Source organism: Acinetobacter higginsii (assembly GCF_000369525.1).
Taxonomy (GTDB): Bacteria; Pseudomonadota; Gammaproteobacteria; order Pseudomonadales; family Moraxellaceae; genus Acinetobacter; species Acinetobacter higginsii.
In genome coordinates, this window is sequence record NZ_KB850072.1 from 294,333 (window position 1) to 316,243 (window position 21,911).

20 protein-coding genes and 3 other RNA genes are annotated in these 21,911 nt (G+C 40.4%); 13 read left to right on the top strand and 10 right to left on the bottom strand.

Translation table 11 applies throughout. The features are described 5' to 3' along the window. Positions 1-126 precede the first annotated feature (126 nt). Both F902_RS07390 and F902_RS07395 read left to right on the top strand, forming a co-directional pair. Positions 127-1,365, top strand: a complete 1,239-nt coding sequence (locus F902_RS07390; protein WP_005202349.1) for a putative solute-binding protein — start codon at positions 127-129, stop codon at positions 1,363-1,365. Positions 1,366-1,445: 80 nt separating this feature from the next. Continuing rightward, on the top strand, positions 1,446-1,886 hold the full coding sequence (locus F902_RS07395) for an SMI1/KNR4 family protein (RefSeq protein ID WP_005202350.1): 441 nt from the start codon (positions 1,446-1,448) through the stop codon (positions 1,884-1,886). Between the two features lie 104 nt (positions 1,887-1,990). Here F902_RS07395 and ssrS (F902_RS22065) read toward each other — a convergent pair. The 5 genes from ssrS (F902_RS22065) to F902_RS07405 form a co-directional block, all read right to left on the bottom strand. Continuing rightward, positions 1,991-2,172: non-coding RNA, 6S RNA (gene ssrS / locus F902_RS22065), on the bottom strand. Positions 2,173-2,309: 137 nt separating this feature from the next. Beyond that, a non-coding RNA gene (ssrS, locus tag F902_RS22070) (6S RNA) lies at positions 2,310-2,498 on the bottom strand. Between the two features lie 139 nt (positions 2,499-2,637). Next, positions 2,638-2,827: non-coding RNA, 6S RNA (gene ssrS / locus F902_RS22075), on the bottom strand. A gap of 309 nt (positions 2,828-3,136) precedes the next feature. Beyond that, positions 3,137-3,421 carry a cell division protein ZapA gene (locus tag F902_RS07400; protein WP_005202351.1) on the bottom strand — a complete coding sequence of 95 codons (285 nt, stop codon included), beginning with the start codon at positions 3,419-3,421 and terminating at the stop codon, positions 3,137-3,139. A gap of 2 nt (positions 3,422-3,423) precedes the next feature. After that, on the bottom strand, positions 3,424-3,978 hold the full coding sequence (locus F902_RS07405; RefSeq protein WP_004808598.1) for a hypothetical protein: 555 nt from the start codon (positions 3,976-3,978) through the stop codon (positions 3,424-3,426). A 66-nt stretch (positions 3,979-4,044) separates the two neighbouring features. Between F902_RS07405 and F902_RS07410 the strand changes: the two genes are divergently transcribed. The 5 genes from F902_RS07410 (at position 4,045) to F902_RS07430 (ending at position 9,112) form a co-directional block, all read left to right on the top strand. Beyond that, positions 4,045-4,677 carry a UPF0149 family protein gene (locus F902_RS07410; protein ID WP_005202352.1) on the top strand — a complete coding sequence of 211 codons (633 nt, stop codon included), beginning with the start codon at positions 4,045-4,047 and terminating at the stop codon, positions 4,675-4,677. Between the two features lie 69 nt (positions 4,678-4,746). Continuing rightward, positions 4,747-6,066, top strand: coding sequence for a Xaa-Pro aminopeptidase (gene pepP / locus F902_RS07415; RefSeq protein WP_005202353.1), 1,320 nt, complete (start codon positions 4,747-4,749; stop codon positions 6,064-6,066). A gap of 183 nt (positions 6,067-6,249) precedes the next feature. Then, a complete protein-coding gene (gene ubiH / locus F902_RS07420) occupies positions 6,250-7,461 on the top strand; it encodes a 2-octaprenyl-6-methoxyphenyl hydroxylase (protein WP_005202354.1) in 1,212 nt (403 codons plus the stop codon). Beyond that, a complete protein-coding gene (locus F902_RS07425; RefSeq protein WP_005202356.1) occupies positions 7,458-8,690 on the top strand; it encodes an FAD-dependent monooxygenase in 1,233 nt (410 codons plus the stop codon). The genes ubiH and F902_RS07425 overlap by 4 nt, the downstream gene beginning before the upstream one ends. Positions 8,691-8,863: 173 nt before the next feature. Continuing rightward, entirely contained in the window at positions 8,864-9,112 is a 249-nt protein-coding gene (locus tag F902_RS07430; RefSeq protein ID WP_005202358.1) for a hypothetical protein, read from the top strand. 23 nt (positions 9,113-9,135) lie between these two features. Here F902_RS07430 and F902_RS07435 read toward each other — a convergent pair whose 3' ends face one another. Next, positions 9,136-9,585, bottom strand: coding sequence for a MerR family transcriptional regulator (locus F902_RS07435; RefSeq protein ID WP_005202360.1), 450 nt, complete (start codon positions 9,583-9,585; stop codon positions 9,136-9,138). A gap of 61 nt (positions 9,586-9,646) precedes the next feature. Between F902_RS07435 and F902_RS07440 the strand changes: the two genes are divergently transcribed. Continuing rightward, the gene (locus F902_RS07440) at positions 9,647-10,288 is read left to right on the top strand and encodes a cation efflux transmembrane domain-containing protein (protein WP_005202363.1); all 642 of its coding nucleotides are present in this window, start codon (positions 9,647-9,649) and stop codon (positions 10,286-10,288) included. 65 nt (positions 10,289-10,353) lie between these two features. On the opposite strand, the gene rsmI is transcribed toward F902_RS07440, so the two are convergent. Next, complete coding sequence (gene rsmI, locus F902_RS07445) at positions 10,354-11,196, bottom strand: 16S rRNA (cytidine(1402)-2'-O)-methyltransferase (protein ID WP_005202365.1); 843 nt, start codon at positions 11,194-11,196, stop codon at positions 10,354-10,356. A 16-nt stretch (positions 11,197-11,212) separates the two neighbouring features. On the opposite strand from rsmI, the gene F902_RS07450 reads away from it, so the two are divergent. The 4 genes from F902_RS07450 to F902_RS07465 all read left to right on the top strand — a co-directional run bounded on the left by F902_RS07450 (position 11,213) and on the right by F902_RS07465 (position 14,220). Beyond that, positions 11,213-12,145 (top strand): penicillin-binding protein activator, encoded by a 933-nt coding sequence (locus F902_RS07450; protein ID WP_005202366.1) that lies wholly within the window; start codon positions 11,213-11,215, stop codon positions 12,143-12,145. Positions 12,146-12,157: 12 nt separating this feature from the next. Then, positions 12,158-12,562 (top strand): YraN family protein, encoded by a 405-nt coding sequence (locus tag F902_RS07455; RefSeq protein WP_005202369.1) that lies wholly within the window; start codon positions 12,158-12,160, stop codon positions 12,560-12,562. A 71-nt stretch (positions 12,563-12,633) separates the two neighbouring features. Then, entirely contained in the window at positions 12,634-13,344 is a 711-nt protein-coding gene (locus F902_RS07460) for a BON domain-containing protein (RefSeq protein ID WP_004808582.1), read from the top strand. 3 nt (positions 13,345-13,347) lie between these two features. After that, positions 13,348-14,220: an alpha/beta hydrolase gene (locus tag F902_RS07465; protein WP_005202371.1), complete on the top strand. Its 873-nt coding sequence runs from the start codon at positions 13,348-13,350 to the stop codon at positions 14,218-14,220. An 18-nt stretch (positions 14,221-14,238) separates the two neighbouring features. Here F902_RS07465 and nudC read toward each other — a convergent pair whose 3' ends face one another. The 3 genes from nudC to dnaQ form a co-directional block, all read right to left on the bottom strand. Further along, positions 14,239-14,991, bottom strand: coding sequence for an NAD(+) diphosphatase (gene nudC, locus F902_RS07470; RefSeq protein ID WP_004808578.1), 753 nt, complete (start codon positions 14,989-14,991; stop codon positions 14,239-14,241). Next, entirely contained in the window at positions 14,991-16,637 is a 1,647-nt protein-coding gene (locus tag F902_RS07475; protein WP_005202373.1) for a hypothetical protein, read from the bottom strand. The genes nudC and F902_RS07475 overlap by 1 nt, the downstream gene beginning before the upstream one ends. A gap of 127 nt (positions 16,638-16,764) precedes the next feature. Further along, positions 16,765-18,123 (bottom strand): DNA polymerase III subunit epsilon, encoded by a 1,359-nt coding sequence (dnaQ, locus tag F902_RS07480; RefSeq protein ID WP_005202374.1) that lies wholly within the window; start codon positions 18,121-18,123, stop codon positions 16,765-16,767. Between the two features lie 531 nt (positions 18,124-18,654). On the opposite strand from dnaQ, the gene F902_RS07485 reads away from it, so the two are divergent. Continuing rightward, the gene (locus F902_RS07485) at positions 18,655-21,909 is read left to right on the top strand and encodes a LysM peptidoglycan-binding domain-containing protein (RefSeq protein WP_005202376.1); all 3,255 of its coding nucleotides are present in this window, start codon (positions 18,655-18,657) and stop codon (positions 21,907-21,909) included. Positions 21,910-21,911 lie beyond the last annotated feature (2 nt).

Here is a 21,911-nt window from a genome sequence, read left to right on the forward strand (position 1 = left end):
TAGTCAATATTTTTTTGTATTTTGACTCAATTGACACCATCCAAAGAAAAGCAGTCAATTCTATTTCTATGCTTTATCCTTAATTTGAATAAAACTATTGGGAAATAGCTAAGGATGGAACAGGTGATGCAAAATAATAAATTCACGACATTTTTGAGGCCTTTCGCTGTGTCATGTATCTTGGCATCATCATTTGGGGTGATAAGTCCAAGTTATGCTGCGCCCGAAGGGAAACTAGATTTAACGCTTTCTCCGCATTCACAAAATAAAGTTAAGCAATTATTAAACGATCCCAAAACTTGGCAACAGATTCCTAAACAAGTCACTTTATGCGTGTTTTCTCCAAATGGTGAGCATAGTGAAGCATTTGAGCAAGCAACCAGTTACATCACAGAAATTCCAAGTATCGTCCGTGTAGCCAAACAGTTTGGTGTAAACATGAACGTGACACGTCCTTCGCATTTACAATTCAAATTAGACTTTGATTACCCAAAATTGAAAAAACAGGCATCGACTGTGGTCAATCTCAAGGTCTATACCAATGAAGCTGTATTAACTGAAGATTTCCGTAGTAAACGTTGTGATGGGGCTGGAATTAGTAATTTACGTGCAAAACAGTTTAATAAGTTTGTGGGCAGTGTCGATGCGATAGGTGCATTACAAACCTATAAGCAGCTCAGTTCAGTGATTCAGGTTTTGGCTAATCCAAAATTTGATGAAAAGATGACAAATAATGATTATGAAGTGGTTGGAATTGTACCGTTAGGTGCAGCCTATATCATGGTCACAGATCGTAATATTAATACCTTGGCAAAAGCCGCAGGTAAGAAAGTTGCCGTGTTCCAATTTGATGAGACCCAAAAGAAATTGGTACAGAACGTTGGTGCTCAACCTGTCTCTGTTGATTTGGTAACTGTGGGTGGGAAATTTAATAATAAAGAAGTCGATATTATGGCAGGTCCAGCCATTTTATTTGAGCCACTTGAATTGCAAAAAGGCATGACTGATAAATCAGGCAAGGCCGTCGGTGGGATTATTAAATTTCCTGTGATTCAAGTGACAGGGACGCTGATTATGCACCGTAATAAGTTTCCAGCAGGTATGGGATCGATTGCACGTGAAGTCATTTCTAAGCAGTTAAATCCTGCATTTGAATTTGTCGACAAGATTGAAGCAAAAATTCCTGATAAATTTTGGTTGAAATTGAATGAAAGCGACAAACCTGGTTATGTTCGATTGATGCGTGAAGCGAGGATTCAAATGACCAAAGAAGGTTTTTACGACAAAGATATGATGAAGTTGTTGAAACAGGTACGTTGTTCACAAGACCCAAGCAATTATGAATGTGCTTTGAAAGATGAGTGATAAGTCATATCCAAAGAATTGATCATTGAGTCTGCAGAAATGATTTACTTTATTTAGATTGATATCTATTAGAGTAAATCATGGATGTGATTAATAAGATTAAAAGTAAATTACAAAAACAGAATGTAAGCTTGAATACACCGGCAACATGGCAGGAAATTTTGGCTTTTGAATACAAGTATCAAGTCAAATTATCGCCAATTTTAAGAACTTACTTCTTAGAGTTTAATGGTATAGCTAACCGAGATATGGATGATAACTATTTTACATTTTTGTCGCTGGCTGACTTTCAATTATTCGAAAGTATTTCAAGCTACTATGATAAAGATAAGTATTTATATCCGAACTGTTTTGTATTTTCGGACTATCTAGTCTGGTGTTGGGGGTATGTGGTACAACTCGATCAGCTTGGTTTGGATGGTGTTGTATATCAAGTGGGAGGGGTAGAAAAAGTAAAAATTGCAGATTCTTTCACAGCATTTTTAAATCAATATTTAATCGATAGTGATGAATTATTATAAAAATAATTAATGGGGACTGTTAAAAGCATAAGGTTCATTCGAGATAAATGCTTTATTAAAGATATAATTAGAAGTTAAATTATTATTTTAATTATATTTAAAAAAGATACTCCAGAGGTGCCGCTGCATGGTCGTTACCCTGAACCCGATGAGTTCAAGGTGGAGGTGACGCATACTTAATGGGTTTCCTACTCGAGGCAGGCATACACTCAAAATACACAGAACACATCCATAAATTTAAGTATCGGCAGGGGAATAGACGTACTGGCGAACACCCTAGAGATGTTTCCTATTATAGTTAAATCAACAACGACCACAAGAGTTAAATATTGTGATTTGTATGTTTTACTAACAATTAGAAAATTAAGTTTAATAAGATTATAAAATCTAAAAACAGGATAAATCGTTATTTGAAATCAAATATGGGTCTCCAAAATGCCGCTGCATGTCTTTACCCTTGAACACTAAGGTTCAAGGTGGAGAGCGCTGTATATTATCTGGGTTTCCTACTCAGGGTAGGCATACACGCTAAATATTCAGAAACGCTTTCCGATTAAGAAGGATATCACGGCTCAGGGGAATCAGACCGGCTGGCGTACACCTCAGAGATGTTTTTAATTATAGTGAAATTAGGGGCTGTCGCAAGGGGAGAAAATAGAGAGATTTGTAAGTTTAAGTTTACAGTTAAGATGTTAAATAGAAGTGACTGAATTGAAAAATATAATAAATAAATCGATTTTTTAATTAAAAAATAATCTCCAGAAGTACCGCTGCATGTCTTTACCCTTGAACACTAAGGTTCAAGGTGGAGAGCGCTGTATATTGTCTGGGTTTCCTACTCAGGGTAGGCATACACGCTAAATATTCAGAAACGCTTTCCAATTAAGAAGGATATCACGGCTCAGGGGAATCAGACCGGCTGGCGAGTACTCCAGAGATGGATTGCATTATAGTGAACTCTGACGATGTTGCAAGGACTCCACTAATATTATTTGTAAGTATAGCTTAACAATGTGTAAGCTTATGTTTAGGTCATTTATGCAAGAAAAGAGCAGGATTATTCATTTTTTCCTGAATAACATTTAAAAAATAAACATATGAATTGACTCTATGTTAATACTTTGATTGAGGTCAAAAGATAGAGAAGTGATAAAAATTACAATGGGAGTAAGATAAAAAGGAAAAATTATTTTTGTGTGAAAGCTTGTTTAATAAAAAAGCCTGAAATTTGCATTTCAGGCTTTTTTCATTCAGATATTTTGTTCAACATCTTCTAGAATAGTTTCTAAAAGCCGTTCGCAATGAGCGTACTGTTGCAAAGATTTATTTAAGCTAAACACTTCTTGTGCCATCTGTAACGCAACCATAATCACAAGCTTATTATGTTCAACTCGTGGGGCACTACGACGCATGTCATGGAATTTTTGATTAAGTAGCTCTGCGGCACGCTCTAACTCTTCACGTTTTTCTTCTGTCGTATTAAGACGGAAAGTCTGTTCAATTAAGCGAAGTTCGACAACGATTGGTTCACTCATGATCAGATCTCCTCTTGGGTTTCAGCATTAGGGTGAGCAAGCTGCTGAATTTCTTGTGCATGCTGATCCTGTGCTGTGCCTAAAATTGAAAGGCGCTGAATAATAGCCTCGACTTTAGATTTTGCTAGCTCATTTTTTTGTAATAAGCGATCACGATCTTGTTGTAAATCTTGAATCTCTTGCTGACTATGGCGTTGTTGTGCTTGTAATTTTTCTTTATTGACACGTAGGTCATTACGCTCAGCCAAGATTTCTTGAAAGCGATTTTTCAAATCAGTGGTGCTTTTCTCTAAACGGCTATAACGTTCCGCTAAAGTTGTTGCATCTTGATTCAGTTGTTTAAATTGATCTTGTAACTGAGTCAGTTGTTCAGTTAAGTTATCAACTTCTTCCTGCTTTTGCGTGATGATGCTATTTTTCTGCACAATTTGTGCATGTTGGTCCGTTTCAGCTAATTGCTTAGCTTCGGTGAGCGAAGTATTTTCTCGCTCTAAGTGATGTAAGCGTGTTTTTAAAACACCAATATGCGCTTGTAGACGCTGTAATTGTTCTAACATAACGAAGGTCGCACAGAGTTGCAATCAAAGGTAATATATACAGCAGTATAGAGGTTGGATAAACGAATGCAAGACGATATTTCAGGTTGGACAGAATGGAATGCTCATTTTGATGGGATTGAAGAAATTTCAAGCCCAAGTGAGTTACACGGTTTACTAACTGGTATAGTTTGTGTGACACAAGCGCCGACTGAAGATGAATGGTCACAAATCTTAAACACCCTGAATGTGCCTGCTTTACAGCCAGAAGCACTGCAAAGTTTAACCGATGAAGCAGAAGATGTGGCACATGCTTTATCGGATGATGAATTAGATTATTTACCGATGCTCCCAGATGACAACCATTTGCTAGCTGATCGTGTTCAAGCCTTGGCAGATTGGTGTGCAGGGGTGGTACTGGGTTTTGGTTTGGCTTCTGGTCATATCCGTGCTGAGGAACAAGAGCTGATTGAACATTTACAAGATGTTGCAGCTGTTGAGTTCGAAGACTCGGATAATGATGAAGAAGGTGAAGAAAGCTATCAGGAACTGTATGAGTTTGTACGCTTGATTCCTGTGAGCTTATCGATTGGTCGCACCAAGATTCCTGTAGCCGAAAGTTCTTTATTGCAAAACTTTCATGCCAAAAGCAGAAATCAAGACAATCCAGCTGATCCACAAACAGTAGTAGAAATGTTTACCCCACATCGTCCGAGTTAACTCGGGCGGTGCCTTAACACCTTATAAATAAAGATACTTACAATCATTCATCTTCATCAGAAGGACTATATGAAATTAAGTCAAGCCGATTTTAAACAACGTCGTGATATTCTCGCTAAAAAAATAGGCAGCAATAGCATTGCAATTATTGCGACACGAGCAGAAATGTATCGTAATCGCGATGCTGATTATAAATATCGTGCCGACAGTAGTTTTTATTATCTCACTGGATTTGCCGAGCCCGAGGCGGTTGCGGTTATTGAAACCTTTGCCGAAGGTGAAGAGTATAGCTACAGTTTGTTCTGCCGTGAACGTGATCGTGAAATGGAAATCTGGCATGGCTATCGTGCTGGTATTGATGGTGCGATTGAAATTTATGATGCAGATGAAGCTTATGCGATTGACTTATTAGATGAAGAAATCATCGAAAAAATTCTAAATAAACAGCGTCTTTACTATCGTATTGGTCAGCAAGCTGAGTTTGATGCACGTGTTAGTCAGTGGATTCAAAAGGCAGATGCAGAACAGCGGCGAGGTAGTGCTGCACCTGCTGAGTTGATTCAGCTTGATCGTATTGTTGATGAAATGCGTTTGAAAAAATCAGCCCAAGAAATTGAGTTGATGCAGATCGCATCGAATATTAGTGCCGAAGCACATACTCGTGCTATGCAAACTGTTAAACCTGCGATGATGGAGTATGCACTGGAAGCAGAACTCAATTATATTTTTGGGAAAAACGGTTGCGTACCGTCATATAACAGTATTGTTGGTGGCGGTGAAAATGCCTGTATTTTGCATTATGTTGAAAACAACAAGCCACTCAAAGATGGTGATTTAGTACTTATTGATGCAGCGTGTGAATATGAATTCTATGCGTCAGATATTACGCGTACATTCCCTGTCAACGGTAAGTTTAGTCCTGAACAGAAGGCGTTATATAATATTGTTTTAGAAGCGCAGCTTGCTGCAATTGATGCGACACGTATTGGCAATCATTATAAATACCCACATCAAGTTGCAGTGAAAATCTTAACTCAAGGTTTGGTTGATCTTGGTTTGATGAGTGGCGATGTTGATGAATTGATTGAAAGCGAAGCATTCCGTCAGTTCTTTATGCATGGTACAGGTCATTGGTTGGGTATGGATGTACATGATGTTGGTGCATACAAGACTGGCGAAGACTGGCGCGTTTATGAAGCAGGTATGGTGGTCACTGTTGAACCCGGCTTATATGTTGCACCTGATGATGAAACCGTCGATGCAAAATGGCGGGGTATCGGGATTCGTATCGAAGATGATATTGTCGTTACGGAAAATGGTCCATTGGTTTTGACCAAGAATGTAGTGAAAACTGTTGAAGAGATTGAAAGCTTGATGGCAAGCCATTAAGTTGAGATTGAGAAAAGGCTTATCGATCGATAGGCCTTTTTTATTTCGTTTGATGACCAAGACAACTTTTGAATATATTTTAAAAACATAGACCAAACAAAGTACAAATTCCAATCCTGATTTGAGTTAGAGTAAGATAGTCCCGAAACATCAAGTCATGAAAAACTGATAAGGAATAATATTATGCAGCAACAAGTCATCATTGTCGGTGGAGGTATGGTTGGACTCAGCCTTGCTTTAATGTTGGCAAAATCTAATATCGCAGTAAAGTTATTAGAAGCTGTGAAATATCCGAATTTTGATGATGAAAATGTTGCGCCTTATCATTCCAGTTTTGATGCGCGTAATACCGCATTATCACGCCGCAGCGTACAGATTTACCAAAAGTTAGGTTTGTGGGAAGCCTTACAACAACATGCTACCCCAATTCTGCAAGTGCATATTACTGAGCAAGGCAGTTTTGGTAAGGCTCGTCTCGTTGCAGAGCAAGAAAAAGTAGAAAGCTTTGGGCAAGTGATTGAAAATGCTTGGTTAGGTCGAGTATTACTCACCCAAGTGCGTCAACAGCCGTTGATTGAGTTGATTGATGGTGTGCAAGTAACTTCACTGACGCAAGATGCAGATCAGGTACAAATCGAAGCCATGCGTAATGGCGAATATATCCATTCCTTAAAGTCCAAGTTAGTCATTGCTGCTGATGGTCGCGATTCTTTCTGCCGCCAAGCCATTGGCGTGGGTGTAGATGAACATGATTATGACCAAGTCGCGATTGTGACCACTGTACAGACTTCTAAGCCGCACCAGCAGGTTGGCTTTGAACGTTTTAGTGCGTTGGGACCATTGGCACTTCTACCTTTACCAGGCGAATACCGCCGTTCAGTAGTTTGGCCTGTGAAAAAAGGTACTGAAGCAGAATGGTTAGGTGAAGAAAATGATCAACATTTCCTTGATGCTCTACAGGAAACCTATGGGGATCGAGCAGGGAAATTTGAAAAAACAGGCAAACGTTTTAGCTATCCATTGTCGCAAGTGTTAGCAGATAAGCAGGCGGTTGGACGTGTGGTGTTGATGGGGAATGCAGCACATACCATTCACCCAGTGGCAGGGCAAGGTTTTAACCTGTGCTTGCGTGATGCAGATGTGCTGGTTCGGTTCCTGATGGAGCAGTTAGCAAAATCAGATGATATTGGCGCGCCTGAAAATTTATTGGCCTATGAACAATCACGTTTGAAAGATCAGCAACGTGTAATCAAGTTCTGTGATTCGGTGGTGCGTGGTTTTAGTAATCAGAATCCAATCCTCAAATTATTACGCAATACAGGATTGATTGCTTTTGATGTGATTCCAGGTGTTAAGCCTTTGGTTGCCAATTATGCAATGGGGCTAAAAGCATGAGTGAAATCTTAGATGTCGTTATTGTCGGTGGTGGTTTAGTTGGCGGTTTAACAGCTTTATTACTCGCGCAAGGTGGGGTACAGGCGACGGTGCTAGATGCTGCACCTGTACTTGATCAGGATAAAACTTTGTCAGTCATGAATCCAAGGGTATTGGCACTCAGTCAAGCCACCATTCATTTACTCAAAACAGTGGATGTCTGGGATGATTTAGCACGCCAAATGCCCTATTCAGGCATGCAGGTCTGGAATAAAAATGGCTATGGTGAAATTAATTTTGGTCATGCTTCGGAGCAGCAACCTCAATCAGATCAGGCATTAGGTTCAATGGTTGAGCCAAGTGTTTTGAATGTTGCGATTCAACAAAAAATGCTGCAACAGCTCAAAGACTATCGTACCCAAGTCAAAGTCATTCGGATCGAACAGATTCCGCAAGGCTGGTCAATTCAATTGGCAGATGGCACGACATTAAAAACCAAGTTGCTGATTGGTGCAGATGGTGCGAATTCTTTTGTACGTGAGCAGGCGTATATTGATTTAGATGTACTGGATTATAAGCAGGCTGCGATCAGCTGTGCGATTAAAACCACGCGCCCGAATCAATATGTGGCTCGACAGATTTTCCTACCGACAGGACCATTGGCTTATTTACCGATGGCAAGTCTTGATCCTCAAGAAAACGGTTATTGGCAATCAATTGTTTGGACTTTACCAGATGATTATGCTGATGAGTATTCAGCACTCAGCGATCAAGCATTTATGCAACTATTGACGCAAGAAAGCCTACATATGTTGGGTGAGGTGGTTGAGGTGCGTTCTAGAGCACAATTCCCATTAAAAGCACGTGCAGCGCAACGCTACATCAAATCAGGCTTAGCACTGATTGGTGATGCCGCGCACGTGATCCATCCTTTGGCTGGACAGGGTGTGAATATTGGTTGTTTAGATGCCGCTGTGTTGTGTGATGTGTTACTACACGATTTAAAACGTGGTGTGTGGGCCAACGAACAGACTTTATTGCGTTATGAACACCAACGTAAGGGTCAAAACGACGCCATGATGCATAGTATGTCTGCGATTGGATGGATTGAAAGTTCAGAATTATTTCCCTTTGTTTGGGCAAGAAATTTTGGTTTGAAACAGGTTGAACAGTTCGATTGGTTTAAGGATCGTTTTATGCAACAAGCCAATGGATTAGGGACATTGAAAGACACACAATATGCATGTTAAAAAATAGTAGATATTTTTTAAACAATCATTTATAAATCAGAGTGAATTTGGTCATAAAAAGTACGTTTTAACAAATATTGTGCTTTGCTAAATCTGAAGAGCTTGCTAAATTCCACCTAGTTCTGATGGCCAAATAGCGATGATGAGAGTTGAGTCATTGTGGGGAGATGAAGATGACGGAAATGAATGATTACGACGAAAACACAGAAGATTCTGCTGTAGACGACGAAGAGGCGAAAGCGGCAGAAAGTGGTGCAGAGAGTGAAGAATCGAGCGCCAATGACGCTGATCTTGCTGAAGCGGAAACTTTAACCGTGACTGCGAAGCAGAAACAACGCCAAGCTTTAGAAGATGAAGTGGCTGCGTTTCTTGCACGTGGTGGGCGTATTACTGAAGTTCCGCCAGGTGAGCATCAAGATTAAGTCTGAATTGATATAAAAAAGCATCACGGTTGTGGTGCTTTTTTATGTTGGTGTGACTCATGTTCACACTCAAGTGGTTGGTGTAACTCTTTTAAAATGCCACATTGTTCAATGGTACGATGTTGTGAACATTGTTGTTTTAAATGGCTTAGATCTTGTTTGAGATGTTCCAGATTCTTAATCTTCTGTGAAACCTCGGCAAGATATTGATCAATCAGATGATCGACCTCCATGCAGGTTTGATTTGGATCTTCGGCTAGACCCTTAAGCTTTTGAATATCTTGTATGGTGATGCCCAGTTCTCGGCAGTGTTTTAAAAATAACAATTCTGAAAGCATTTGTTCCGAATAATGACGGTAATTTCCCGCCGTTCGTTGGGCTTTGTCCAGCAACCCAATTTTTTCGTAATAGCGAATCGTATCTACAGATACACCTGACTTTTTTGCTAATTGTCCAATGCTAAAACTGATCATGCTTGACTCTGGAGTTACTCTAGGGTTTTAAATCACTATAAAATATTCAGTGAGAAAAGTCATGGCAGGATGTGGATGCAACACAACGTGTTCGCCAACACAAAAAATTAGTCCAAAGTTTAGAAAGGCTTTATGGATTGCTTTAGTTTTAAATGCATTGATGTTCTTTGTCGAAATTATCGGAGGATCACATGCACGTTCTGTGTCGCTCTGGGCGGATGCCTTGGACTTTGCGGGTGATGCAGCAAACTATGCCATTTCTTTAGCTGTATTGTCCATGACCTTGTACTGGCGAGCGACCGCAGCCTTAGTCAAAGGAATCACCATGGCTGCCTTTGGTATTTTTGTGATTGTTAAAGTATTCTGGTCATGGTGGCTAGGTGTAACACCTGAACCAATGCTTATGGGGGCGATTGGTGTACTGGCATTGGTTGTCAATGTTATCTCTGCATTGATGCTCTATGCATTCCGTGATGGCGATGCAAATATGCGCTCGGTATGGTTATGTAGTCGGAATGATGCGATTGCTAATATCGCCATTATCATCGCAGCTGTTGGTGTATTCGGCACAGGAACCATGTTCCCTGATTTATTTGTAGCCTTTATTATTGCGTATTTAGGTGTTTCTTCTGGTTTGGCAGTGATTAAGCAGGCGAGAATGGAAAGAAAACGAGATCAGGTTAATATCATGACTAAGGCCTAAAACACATTGTTGTTATTTCATATTGAGATGATAAGGGGAGATTTAAAAAATCTCCCTCTTAGGTTTTATTGATCTTGTTGGGTGAGTTCCAAAGCACGTTGGTACGCCACTTTCTTTTTTATACCCGTCAAATCAGCAGCCAATTGTGACGCCGCTTTTACCGATAAATCCTGTAATAAACGTTTCAACAACGCATCCAGTTTATCCTGCTCCATATCTTTTTCCGCAGATGCTCCACCGACCACAACCACAATTTCACCCTTTTCTTGGTTGTGATCATTTTCGATAAAAGTAACCAATTCTTTTAAAGTCATCTTCTTGATGGTTTCAAAAGTTTTGGTAATTTCGCGGGCAAAACCAACAGGTCGCTCTTCACCAAAGACTTGCACCATATTTTTGATGCTGTCCAAAATACGATGAGGTGCTTCGTAGAAAATCAAGGTCTGGGTTTCATCCTTGAGCTTTTCAAGCTGGCTGATTCGTTGCGATGCTTTCGATGGTAAAAAACCCTCAAAGCTAAAGCGGTCACTCGGTAAACCCACTGCACTTAATGCCGCAATTGCTGCACAAGCACCCGGTACTGGAATGACACGAATGCCATGTTCTTGAGCGGCACGAACCAGCTTAAAACCTGGGTCGCTAATCAGTGGAGTACCAGCATCACTGATTAATGCAACATTTTCTCCTTTTAACATTCTTTGGAGAAGTTGATCAATTTTGTTACTTTCGTTGTGATCATGACACGCTGTGAGTGGAGTTGAGATATTATAATGTTTGAATAATTGAGCAGATTGACGAGTGTCTTCTGCGGCAACTACCGATACAGATTTTAAAATATCAATTGCACGAAAGGTCATGTCATCTAAGTGCCCAATCGGGGTTGCTACAACAAATAATTGAGCACTCATAAAAGGTAACTCCCTAATGTATTACAAAAAATATTGGCTGCTACTATGTTTGGCGGCATGTGTGAGTCCAGTTTATGCGGACGTACTGGTGATTCTACCCGAATCTGGTACGATGGCGCGAGCTGGTCAAAGCATCAAACGTGGTTTCTTGAGCGCTTATACAGCATCTGGCAGCAAAGAAAAAATCATTTTTGTAGATTCAGCGAAAAATAACATCGATACGATTTTTAAGAAAAGGGTCAACAGTAAGACTCGACTGATTGTTGGGCCATTGGCACGGCCTGAAATTGAAACTGTGATGCAACTGAATCCAGCAATTCCTGTAATTGCATTAAATGATGTGAATAACCAGACCACCAATGTATGGCAATTTAGTTTGGCAAAACAGCATGATGCTGTTGCATTAACTCAATTATTGAAGAAAGACAAAATTAAAAATCTATTGGTATTACGTCAAGCTGGAACTGAATCTGCAACAGAACTATTTATGATGGCACTCATGTCTGAATTTGGCTCAGATATTCATGTGGTCAATGAACGTCCTAAAAAACTTGCGCGTAAAGAAGGGCTGTTATTGTTGGGCGATCAACAGTGGTTAGAGCAACTAGGTCCTTTACCTGAAAAAAATATTTATGCTACTGCGTTGAGTATTGAGCAAGACAAGAGCATTCCGATGGGACTCAGTTTTTGTGATACACCAGCTTTATATAACGGACAATGGGCAGACCTAGTCGCTGCATATAAAGAACAACCAGAAAATATGGCATTTCAACGCTTATTGGCCTTTGGTGGTGATGCATGGAGTATTAGTCAGCAATTTTTAAATAGTCCAGATCGACACTTTTCCTTTGAAGGTCGAACTGGGGCAATTGATGTGAAAGACGGGAAAGTTTATCGCCAACCTTATTGCTATCAACAGCAGAAAAAGGGTATTCAAGCATTAAAATAAGATCGGGCAGGTATGTCACAATCAGTACATGATTTAGGGCAATGGGCTGAACAGAAAGCACTTGCTCTTTTACAGTCCCAACAATATCTATGTGTAGCGCGGAATTATCATTCACGTTATGGGGAAATTGACTTAATCGTTGAACGGGAAAAGGAACTCGTTTTTGTCGAAGTCAAAGCCAGATCGAAAGCAAGTTATGCGAAAGCCTATGAGGTGGTTTCACTCGCCCAGCAACGTAAAATTATTAAGACAGCTCAATTGTTTTTACAGAAATCTCCACATTATGAGGACTTTGATTGTCGTTTTGATGTGATTTGTTTTGATTTTCCACAGAAAATTGCAAAAACAGTACAACCAGATTTTTCAAAATTGCAGTATGATCAGCAATGGATTGAACACGCATTTACTTTAGATTAATTAAGAAGTCTAATTTAAAGCTAAATATTGAAAATTGAACAAATTTGTTTGTAGATAGGGAGTCTTGCCAAGTGTTAAAACGTTTATCGATTACGTTGCTTTGCGCTGCAAGTTTATCGGGATGTGCTAGTTTTATTTCTGGTGGCACAGGAAGTTCACCCGTTGGAACGAACAGTGGTGAACGCAGTCTTGGGCAGATTTTTATTGATTCTTCGATCAAGCGTACTGCAAATATTAATTTGTACAAATTAGATCACCGCTTTAAACAGTCTCGTATCAACATTGAAAGTTTCCACAGCAATGTTTTATTGACTGGACAAGTCCCTGATCCATATTTAAAACAATTGGCAGAAGATAACTTACGTTCGATGTCAGATGTAAAAGCCGTACATAACTATATTACGGTAGGTGACAAGGTCGGTTATAACACCATCATGCAAGATGCAACGGTGACTGCAAATACCCGCGGTTTGTTGATGAAAGCCCCTGTAGTATCTGACAGCAAAGTATTAGTGCATACTGAAAATGGTGTGTTGTACGTGATGGGACGTTTAAATACTGCTGAATCAAGAGATTTAGATGACGTCTTACAAAAAGTTGGAAATGTGACTAAAATTGTGACACTCATCGACAACACGGATCAACCTTCAGGCACTGTTGCTAGTTCAACAGCAGCAGCACCAATGGTGGGCACTGTGACTACACAGCCTTTAGTTGAGACACCTGTTGCAATTGATCCTGATCAGGCGGAACCTGCGACCATTACTCCAACTAATCCTTAATTTATGAAGCAACTTATTCAACAAGTACAAGAAAATGTAATAAAGGCGAAAAACCTCTATCAGGAGTTTCGCCTTTATGATTTTGCCAGTTATTCGATCAATTACCTGACACCCAAAGATACCTTTGAAAAAGAAGAGCATCTTGCCTATGGATTGAAAGCAAGACAGCGTTTGGATCTGTATCGAACTAAAAATCCTAAAAAGCAAAGGCCACTTATCGTATTTGTACATGGTGGCTCTTGGCAGCATGGTAACAAACGTGAGTATCTGTTTATTGGGGAAACTTTTGCCCGTGAAGGTTATGATGTTGCAGTGATTAACTACCATCTTGCACCAGAACATATCTTCCCGACCTTTATTGATGATATTGCTCAAGCCATTCATTATTTAAATCAGAATCAGAGCAAGCTAAATATTTCGACAGATAACATCATTTTAATGGGACATTCTGCGGGTGCGTTTAATGTCATGTCTGTGGTGTATTCTGCCTATTCACAAAATTTTAAATACAAAGAAAATATTAGAGCAATTGTGGGGATGGCTGGGCCATATCACTTTGACTACAAGGGTGATCCTTTAGCTGAACATGCTTTTGATCAGAAAGTATCGTATCAACAAGTGATGCCGTATTACTTTATTGAGCCGAATCAAATTAAGCATTATTTGTTGATGGCTGAACAAGATCAGTTGGTGGGCAAGGAAAATAGTTTTGATCTAGATAAAGCACTCAGAGAAAAAGGCAATCATAGTCATATCGCCGTGATTCCAAAGACAGGGCATATTACCATTGTGGCGACACTGGCCAGTTTGATGAGCCATTATTTCAAAACCAAACGGACGATCCTGCACTTTTTGGATGAAGCCTTAGACCCCTAATCAATAAAAAAGCATCGTTTAAGATGCTTTTTTATTGTCGATGATTTGCATGATCATGCTATGGGCAATACTGCCTTTAAACGGAATTTCTGGAAGTTGATCAAATTTAAAAAACGCTGCTTCACTGATTTCCTCGAGCTGCAATTGGATATCACCTGAATCATATTCAGCATGGAAGGCAATCATTAAATTACTAGGAAATGGCCAAGGCTGGCTCGACATATAACGAATATTTTTAAGTTTGAGTCCAACTTCTTCAAATGCTTCACGTTGCACGGCTTCTTCTAAAGTTTCACCCACTTCAACAAAACCAGCAATTAAGCCATGCATATTACTTTTGTTATGCGCTGATTTGGCAAGCAAAATCTCATCGTTACCTTTGGTGATAATGGTAATGATACAAGGCTGTACGCGAGGATATTGATGGTAAGCACAACTTGGGCAAACCATGGCATATTCTTTAGGGTGAATTTCAGTCGCATGACCACAGTGGCTACAGAATTTATGGTTACGTCGCCATTCAAGTAATTGAACTGCTCGACTGGCTTGCAGGAAATCACTACTTGACCAAGACTGAATCAGTTCCCGAATCGGAACTAATTGATAGCCTTCAGGAATAGATTCATTTTCAAGCAGATCACGTGCGATGACGTGATCATTATGATGGATGGGGAGGTCACTTGCTAATTTCTCAACTTGGGGCAGTTGTAGATTTTGGTCGACTAACAGTTTTTGGTGTTGAAAAATATAAGCAAGTGATAGTTGAGTCATTATGCGGCTATGGTTTGTAATTGCTGACTGTTTGATAATGCCACATCAAACATAGATTGCAATACAGGTTGCTTGTTCTTTAAGTTCTCAACCAGTAAATCTAGACCTGCGACAACGTTTAAGACGCAATTAATTTGTTCGGCATCGAGAGGTTGATTTTGCGCTAAACGATATTGGGCAAAGTGCGCTGCACCTAATAAAGCAGTTTGTTGAGCTGAACTACCTAAGAACAGAGCAGCGCCTGAAAGTTCCTTCAGATACACGGGTAACGCTTCTAAGCTATGTGCTGTAGGATCTTGTACATAGAGACTTAAGGTTTGCGTTAAAGTATCAATCAAGGTTTTGGTTTCAGTCAATAACGCTTTATGTGCTTCATCTAAACGATCAAGCGAGATTTGCATGTTATTAACACGTAACTGTAAACGACTAGACGTGTAATTACGTTCCAAAATCCCAATCGAATTCATTGAAGCCAAAATACTGTTCATTAACTGTTGTACCGAAGTTGCATCAGTTAATGTATTTGGTTGGCTTAATTTTTCCGCTTGCTGAGTTAACTCTCGTGCTGCTTCATTAAGATTCAGTACTTTGAAAACATTCGAAAGCTGATGTAGTTTTTGTTGCAGTTCTTGGGTTTTTTCAGCTGACATATTTTGATGGTTGTATTCAATCTCATTACGGATTTGAGCCATCTCATCTGTCATTAACTGACTGATGGTGTGTACCGTTTCATAGTCAGGGCCGTATAAATGACGGCTTAGTACTTGTAGCTGCGTATCGCTAAGTAACTCATCACCAATATTGAGTTGATCTCGAATATGCTGTGACACATCATCTTCTTGGCTAATACAAATACATAGGATGTCTGCAAGATCAGCAATGCTGTTTTTAAAGCTGGCCGATTGAGCGAGGAATTTACCGATATTGGTTTCAATTTGAATCAACGTACGTAAGCGTGCTTCGGTAATTGAAAGCTCATCAATATGGCTTAACCCTACATTGACCAACTGCCAGTATTGTTGGCTTGGTTGACCCGCCGCTAAACCTGCAAGATAAACGCCGACCAATTTGATCCCTTGTAGATCAAGGGGGGTTTCAGATTGCTTAATGAGCTTGTTTAAACACAATTTATAAAGTTGATGAATATATTGTGATTGTTCCAAGCTTGGTGCCTGAGGCAAATTAAAACTCGGGGTAATGAACTCAAGCAATGGTTGTACCGTTTGACCTTCTTTGGTCAGTGGTTTACCTAGGGCTTTTTCTAAACGGTTCAGTGTATCGAGTAGGAATTGAGGAACTTTTACTTCACGTAAACAAATGAATTCGATATAACGCTTCAGCATGGTAGTACCTTCACTGAGCGCAATAACATCATTGGTTTGGATTTGCTGTGGTTGCGCCATAATTTTGCGCATCAGCTCGGCAGAGTATTGAGTAATTTGTGATAAATGTGGCATATCAATTAACGCGAGAACTTGCGTACATTGTTCAAACTGGTTCAGCGCATCATCAATCCCGAAAGGTAGTGCTTGTTCTTCGGCAAGGGTATTGACTGCTGTTTCTACCAATTTAATCGAATTGTCGATTTCATTTTTTATTATTAATAATGCCGTTGGGTCGAAATGAATCGAGGTTTGGTAAGACATATGACCTACACCTTTCCTAAGTTGTTATATCCATGGACCTCCTTTTTTAGGAGGCCTAAATCTTTAAAGGTTAATATAACTTAACTTTAGAGGCTTGAAATACAAAAAATTACATTGACTGGAAAATTTATTTTGCGAAAAGGCAAGGCTCTCCATGTTTTTGTTCAAATTGTTTGACCCAGGTCTCATGTTCATTTAATTCATGTTCAGACGGTTGAATCACAGGTAAGTCAACTTGGACACGTAGGCGGGTGGATTTATTTTGATTTTGTTCTGTTTGAGAAAGGGCGTCCATATCAAATGAGACTTGCCCACCCGTCATGGCAAGATAAACATCGGCTAAGATTTCAGCATCGAGTAAGGCACCGTGGAAAGTACGATCTCGTGCTGGAATTTCATAACGGCGTACCAAAGCATCCAATGAGTTCTTTTGACCAGGGTGCTTATTCTTGGCCAGTGCCAAGGTATCGGTAACCTCACAAACCTCAGACAATAAAGGTAAGCCAGCACGTTTGAACTCCATATCTAAGAAGTTCATATCGAAGGTCGCGTTATGCGCGATAATTTCGGCGCCTTTTAAGAAGGCAAAAAGCGTATCGGAAATTTCAGCATATTTCGGTTTGTCTTTTAAAAAGTCATCGCTGATACCATGCACATTTTCAGAGTCACCGACGGGTTTTTCTGGATTGATATAGATATGAATTGAACTACCCGTGAGTTTACGGTTGATCATTTCAATTGCACCGACTTCAATAATACGGTCGCCATCTTGATAGTAAAAACCTGTGGTTTCCGTATCAAGAATGAGCTGGCGAGGGCCCTGTAGATGAACTTTGGCTTCTGTAATGACAATATTTGGATGCTGATTTAATGGAGCGGCTTCGACGACCACTTCATCTGATGCTGTATTGTCACCCATATTATCCAAGACTTCTTCAAGTTCTGATTCTTCGATCATTTCATCGCTATCCATATCAATATCTAATCCGAAAGGGTCATTTAAGAGCCAATCGGATTCAGGCTTTTTTGTATCAGCGTTAGCCTGTGTTGGCGATTTTAGTTGTTGAGCGGTTTGTTCTGCACCTAAATTTGCCAATTGGTCTGCCATTTCATTACCTGCATGTCCAGCATGGCCTTTAATCCAGTTCCATTCGATCTCTCGGTTGGCACAGACCGCATCCAGTTTCTGCCATAAATCAGGATTTTTAACATCTTTCCAGTTTTTCTTTTTCCAGCCATGAATCCATTCAGTAATGCCTTGTTTGACATAATTGGAGTCTGTCCAAATAATTAAACGGGCATCGGTCGGGCAAAAAGAAACGCCTTCGATCGCAGCTTGAAGCTCCATACGGTTATTGGTTGTTTCAGGTTCGCCACCAAACAGCTTGTGTTCACCTTGTTCGGTAATGACATACGCGCCCCAACCCCCAAGACCTGGGTTACCCTTGCATGCGCCATCAACGTAAAGTGTGATTGTTTGTGACATATTTGAACCTGAACAATAAGCAGAATAAGAAGTTGAATATTTTAATCGCACAAAAAGTTAGCCAATATTCAAGTGTTACTTAAACATAGAACAAAAGAATAAGACTTTTACTTGAGCTAAAATAAGCAGGGAATTTTAGCATCCCCATAACAATAACAGCTATTGTAAAGCTAAATTTGGCTTCTGAACGTTACAAAACTCATCTTTTTTAATTTCTTGTAACATTTCCATGCAAATCACGTTAAATTATTGCCTTGTCTAAGTGACATGCTTTACTACAATGGCTAAGTCTGTTGACGTTTCACAGATGACAGAAGAGTTTTGCCTTGTGCTGTGACCAAAGCAGTGCTTTGTACTTGCTCAAGTCATGGCTAAAACTTTTCCAAACTTCGTTGTGAAACTTGACAAAGAGCGATGATTGTCTTTGTCCCATGCCTTGTTTGAATGGTTTAGCCTATAACGTATGCATGGTTGAAACATCAATAGCCCCTAATTAAGAAATAAACTAGCGTGAGTTGACTGGAAGTTTTTATGTATAAATCGAGCACATTGGTGTCGCAAGCATCTGCAACATCATTATTCAAAATTACTGTACTCACTTCTGCTCTCGTTGCGTTGGGAATCACCACAGGTTGTTCTTCAACACCTCAATCAAGTAAAAGCTCGTCTTCAAAGCAAGCTGGCTCAGGTTATTTAGATGCAAGCAGTTTAGATTCACTTGAAGACTTATTGTCTGCAACCGACATGCGTGCTGTGGAAGGCGACCGTTTATTGGTACTGAAACATGGTGATGTGTGGAAACGAATGACGGTTGGATTCAAGATGGACTTGAACCATTGGGATTCACGAATTGAAGCACAACGTAGCTGGTTTATTTCTCGTCAACCATATTTAGATCGTTTAAGTGCGCGTGCCAGCCGCTATTTATATCACACCGTAAAAGAAGCTGAACGTCGTGGTATGCCGACAGAATTGGCATTACTGCCGATTATCGAAAGTTCGTATGACCCAGCAGCAACCAGTAGTGCAGCAGCAGCAGGTCTATGGCAGTTCATCCCAAGTACAGGGCGTATTTATGGTTTGCAACAGACCAGCCTCTATGATGGACGTCGTGATGTAGTCGAATCGACACGTGCTGCGTATGAATTCTTTGGTAGCTTATACAATCAGTTTGGTTCGTGGGAACTGGCATTAGCTGCATATAATGCGGGACCGGGTCGTATTCAACAGGCGATTAACCGTAACCGCGCTGCAGGTTTACCAACCGATTATTGGTCATTGAAGCTTCCACAAGAAACCATGAACTATGTTCCACGGTTTTTGGCTGTTGCTCAAATTATTAAAAACCCAGGTGCATATGGTGTGAGCTTACCACCAATTGCAAACCGTCCTCACTTCCGTGAAGTAAGTCTGGCTGGTCCAATGGAACTCAATCAGATTGCATCGATTACGGGCTTAAGTCGAGCTGAACTCTATGCACTGAATCCAGCTTATCGTGGCGAAATGGTTGACCCAATGAGTCCAATGCGGATTTTAATTCCAGCAGATTTAAGTCCCTCAATCGATGCGAAATTACGTTCTGGTAAGGCAAGTTCTGGTGGATTCTGGGCTAGCAATAAAAACCCACCGCCAATGAATACCAATCCACTGAGCAGCTCAACGACGATTCGTACAACGACCAATAGTGGGCAAAGTATTACTGCATCGACAGCAACGCCACCCAATTTAACGGCAAGTAATACAACACGTCCAACAACTTCCTCAATCAGTACCAGTAAAGTTAATACGCCTAGAGGTTCGGATGCGTTGGCTTCATTTGCTGCAGGGGCTGATGTTCCAAGCGCACCACGTATTCCTGTCGCAATCACGCCTGCCGCAAATGTGAAGCCTGTGGTGACTGAACCACCAATTTCTTTAAAAGAACGTGAGCAAATTAGTGCCGCAATAAAAGAAGAAGGCAAAAAAGAAACGGTTGCACAAGTCTTAGAGCCACAAGCGACTCAAGCTGAGAAAGATCAAGTTGTTGCAGAAATTAAGGCAATTGCACCAAAAGGCACAGAAATTGTTGATCCATTCGATGGCAAAATTAAATTAACTGCGATTCAAACCAGTCAATCGGTTGCTGATGAAAAAGGTCAAGAGGTGAGCCGAGGCTTCTCTTATCCAAAAAACTTGGTTGAAGATACTGCCACTGCAAACAGTGAAGACGCCAAACGCAACCAAGGCAAGCCATACATTAAAACCGATACGGATGTTGTTGTCGTTGCACCAAAAGGCAAGCGCAGCACCTATGTGGTACAGCCTGGCGATACCTTAGCTGTGATTGCGCAAAAAAATGGCGTGAACTGGCGTGATGTTGCCAAGTGGAACCAGATTGATCCAAACGGTACCTTATTTGTTGGTGCAAGCTTATATTTATATGATGCCAAACCAGAAGCACCTAAAGCTGCTGAAAAGCCAGAGAGCTATGTAGTGCAGTCGGGTGATAGCTTAACTAACTTGGCTTCACGCTTTGATTTAACTCTAAAACAGTTGGCGGATTATAATAATTTGTCTGTGACTGATGGTTTGTTCGTTGGGCAAAAATTAACATTGATTGAGCCAAAAAATAATGCCCGTACAACGCAACAGGCAGCACGTGTGACTGACAGTAAGGCAACAACGACTCAAAAAGTTGCAACCAAATCATATACGGTGAAGCGTGGCGAATATTTAAAGCTGATTGCGGATCGTTATGCATTATCGAATCAGGAATTGGCTGATTTGACCTCTGGTTTAACTGCGAGCAGTAGCTTGTTCGTTGGACAAAAAATTAATGTGCCGTTACACGAAGTTTCTCAGACTCAGGAAACACCTGAGCCAACGAAGACGAACGTAAAATACGAAAATGTAAGTGCATCGACTAACTATAAAACTGAAAACTATACCGTACAGCGTGGCGACACTTTATCAAGTATTGCAACCAAGTCGAAAATTAGCTTGAGTGAGTTGGCTGAGCTAAATAATTTGAAGTCAAATAGCGGCGTGCGTTTGGGTCAAAGCATCAAGATTCCTGCGGGTTCAACTGTACCTGATCAGTATGTGGTGCAGTCGGGTGATAGTTTGAATGCGATTGCAGCCAAGTACAATCTTCAACTGAGCTATGTTGCCGATCTGAATGGCTTGGAAAGAACGTCGGGTGTACGTGTTGGTCAACGTTTGAAACTGACGGGTGATGTGCCTACAAAAACCACTGCGAGCAATACGACCAAATCGAGAGAAGAAACTACACCTGATATTTATACGGTTAAATCTGGTGATACTTTAGGCAATATCGCGAGTCGTCATAATTTACAGCTCGATTATGTTGCTGGTTTAAATGGTTTAACACGCGGCAGTAATGTTCGTATTGGGCAAAAGCTAAAATTGACAGGTGATTTACCGAAAGCTGAAACCGCAAAGGTAGAGAATAGTAAAACAACACCAAAAACATCAGCACCAAGCCGTAATACTGAAAGATATAGTGTCAAAGCAGGTGAGTCTTTGAACAGTATTGCTAATCGTTTTGGGATGTCTGGTCGTGAACTGGCTGAGTTAAATGATCTAAAAGCCAATGCAAGCCTGCAACGTGGTCAAAGTATTTCAGTCCCTAAAACAGTGAGTGAATACAAAGTAAAACGTGGTGATACGCTGATTGGTTTAGCAAGTCGTTATGGTTTAGATACAGGTGCGCTGGCAGAAATGAATGATTTAACGCCAAGTACCCAGTTACGTATTGGTGACGTGATTAAAGTGCCTAATCTGTAATT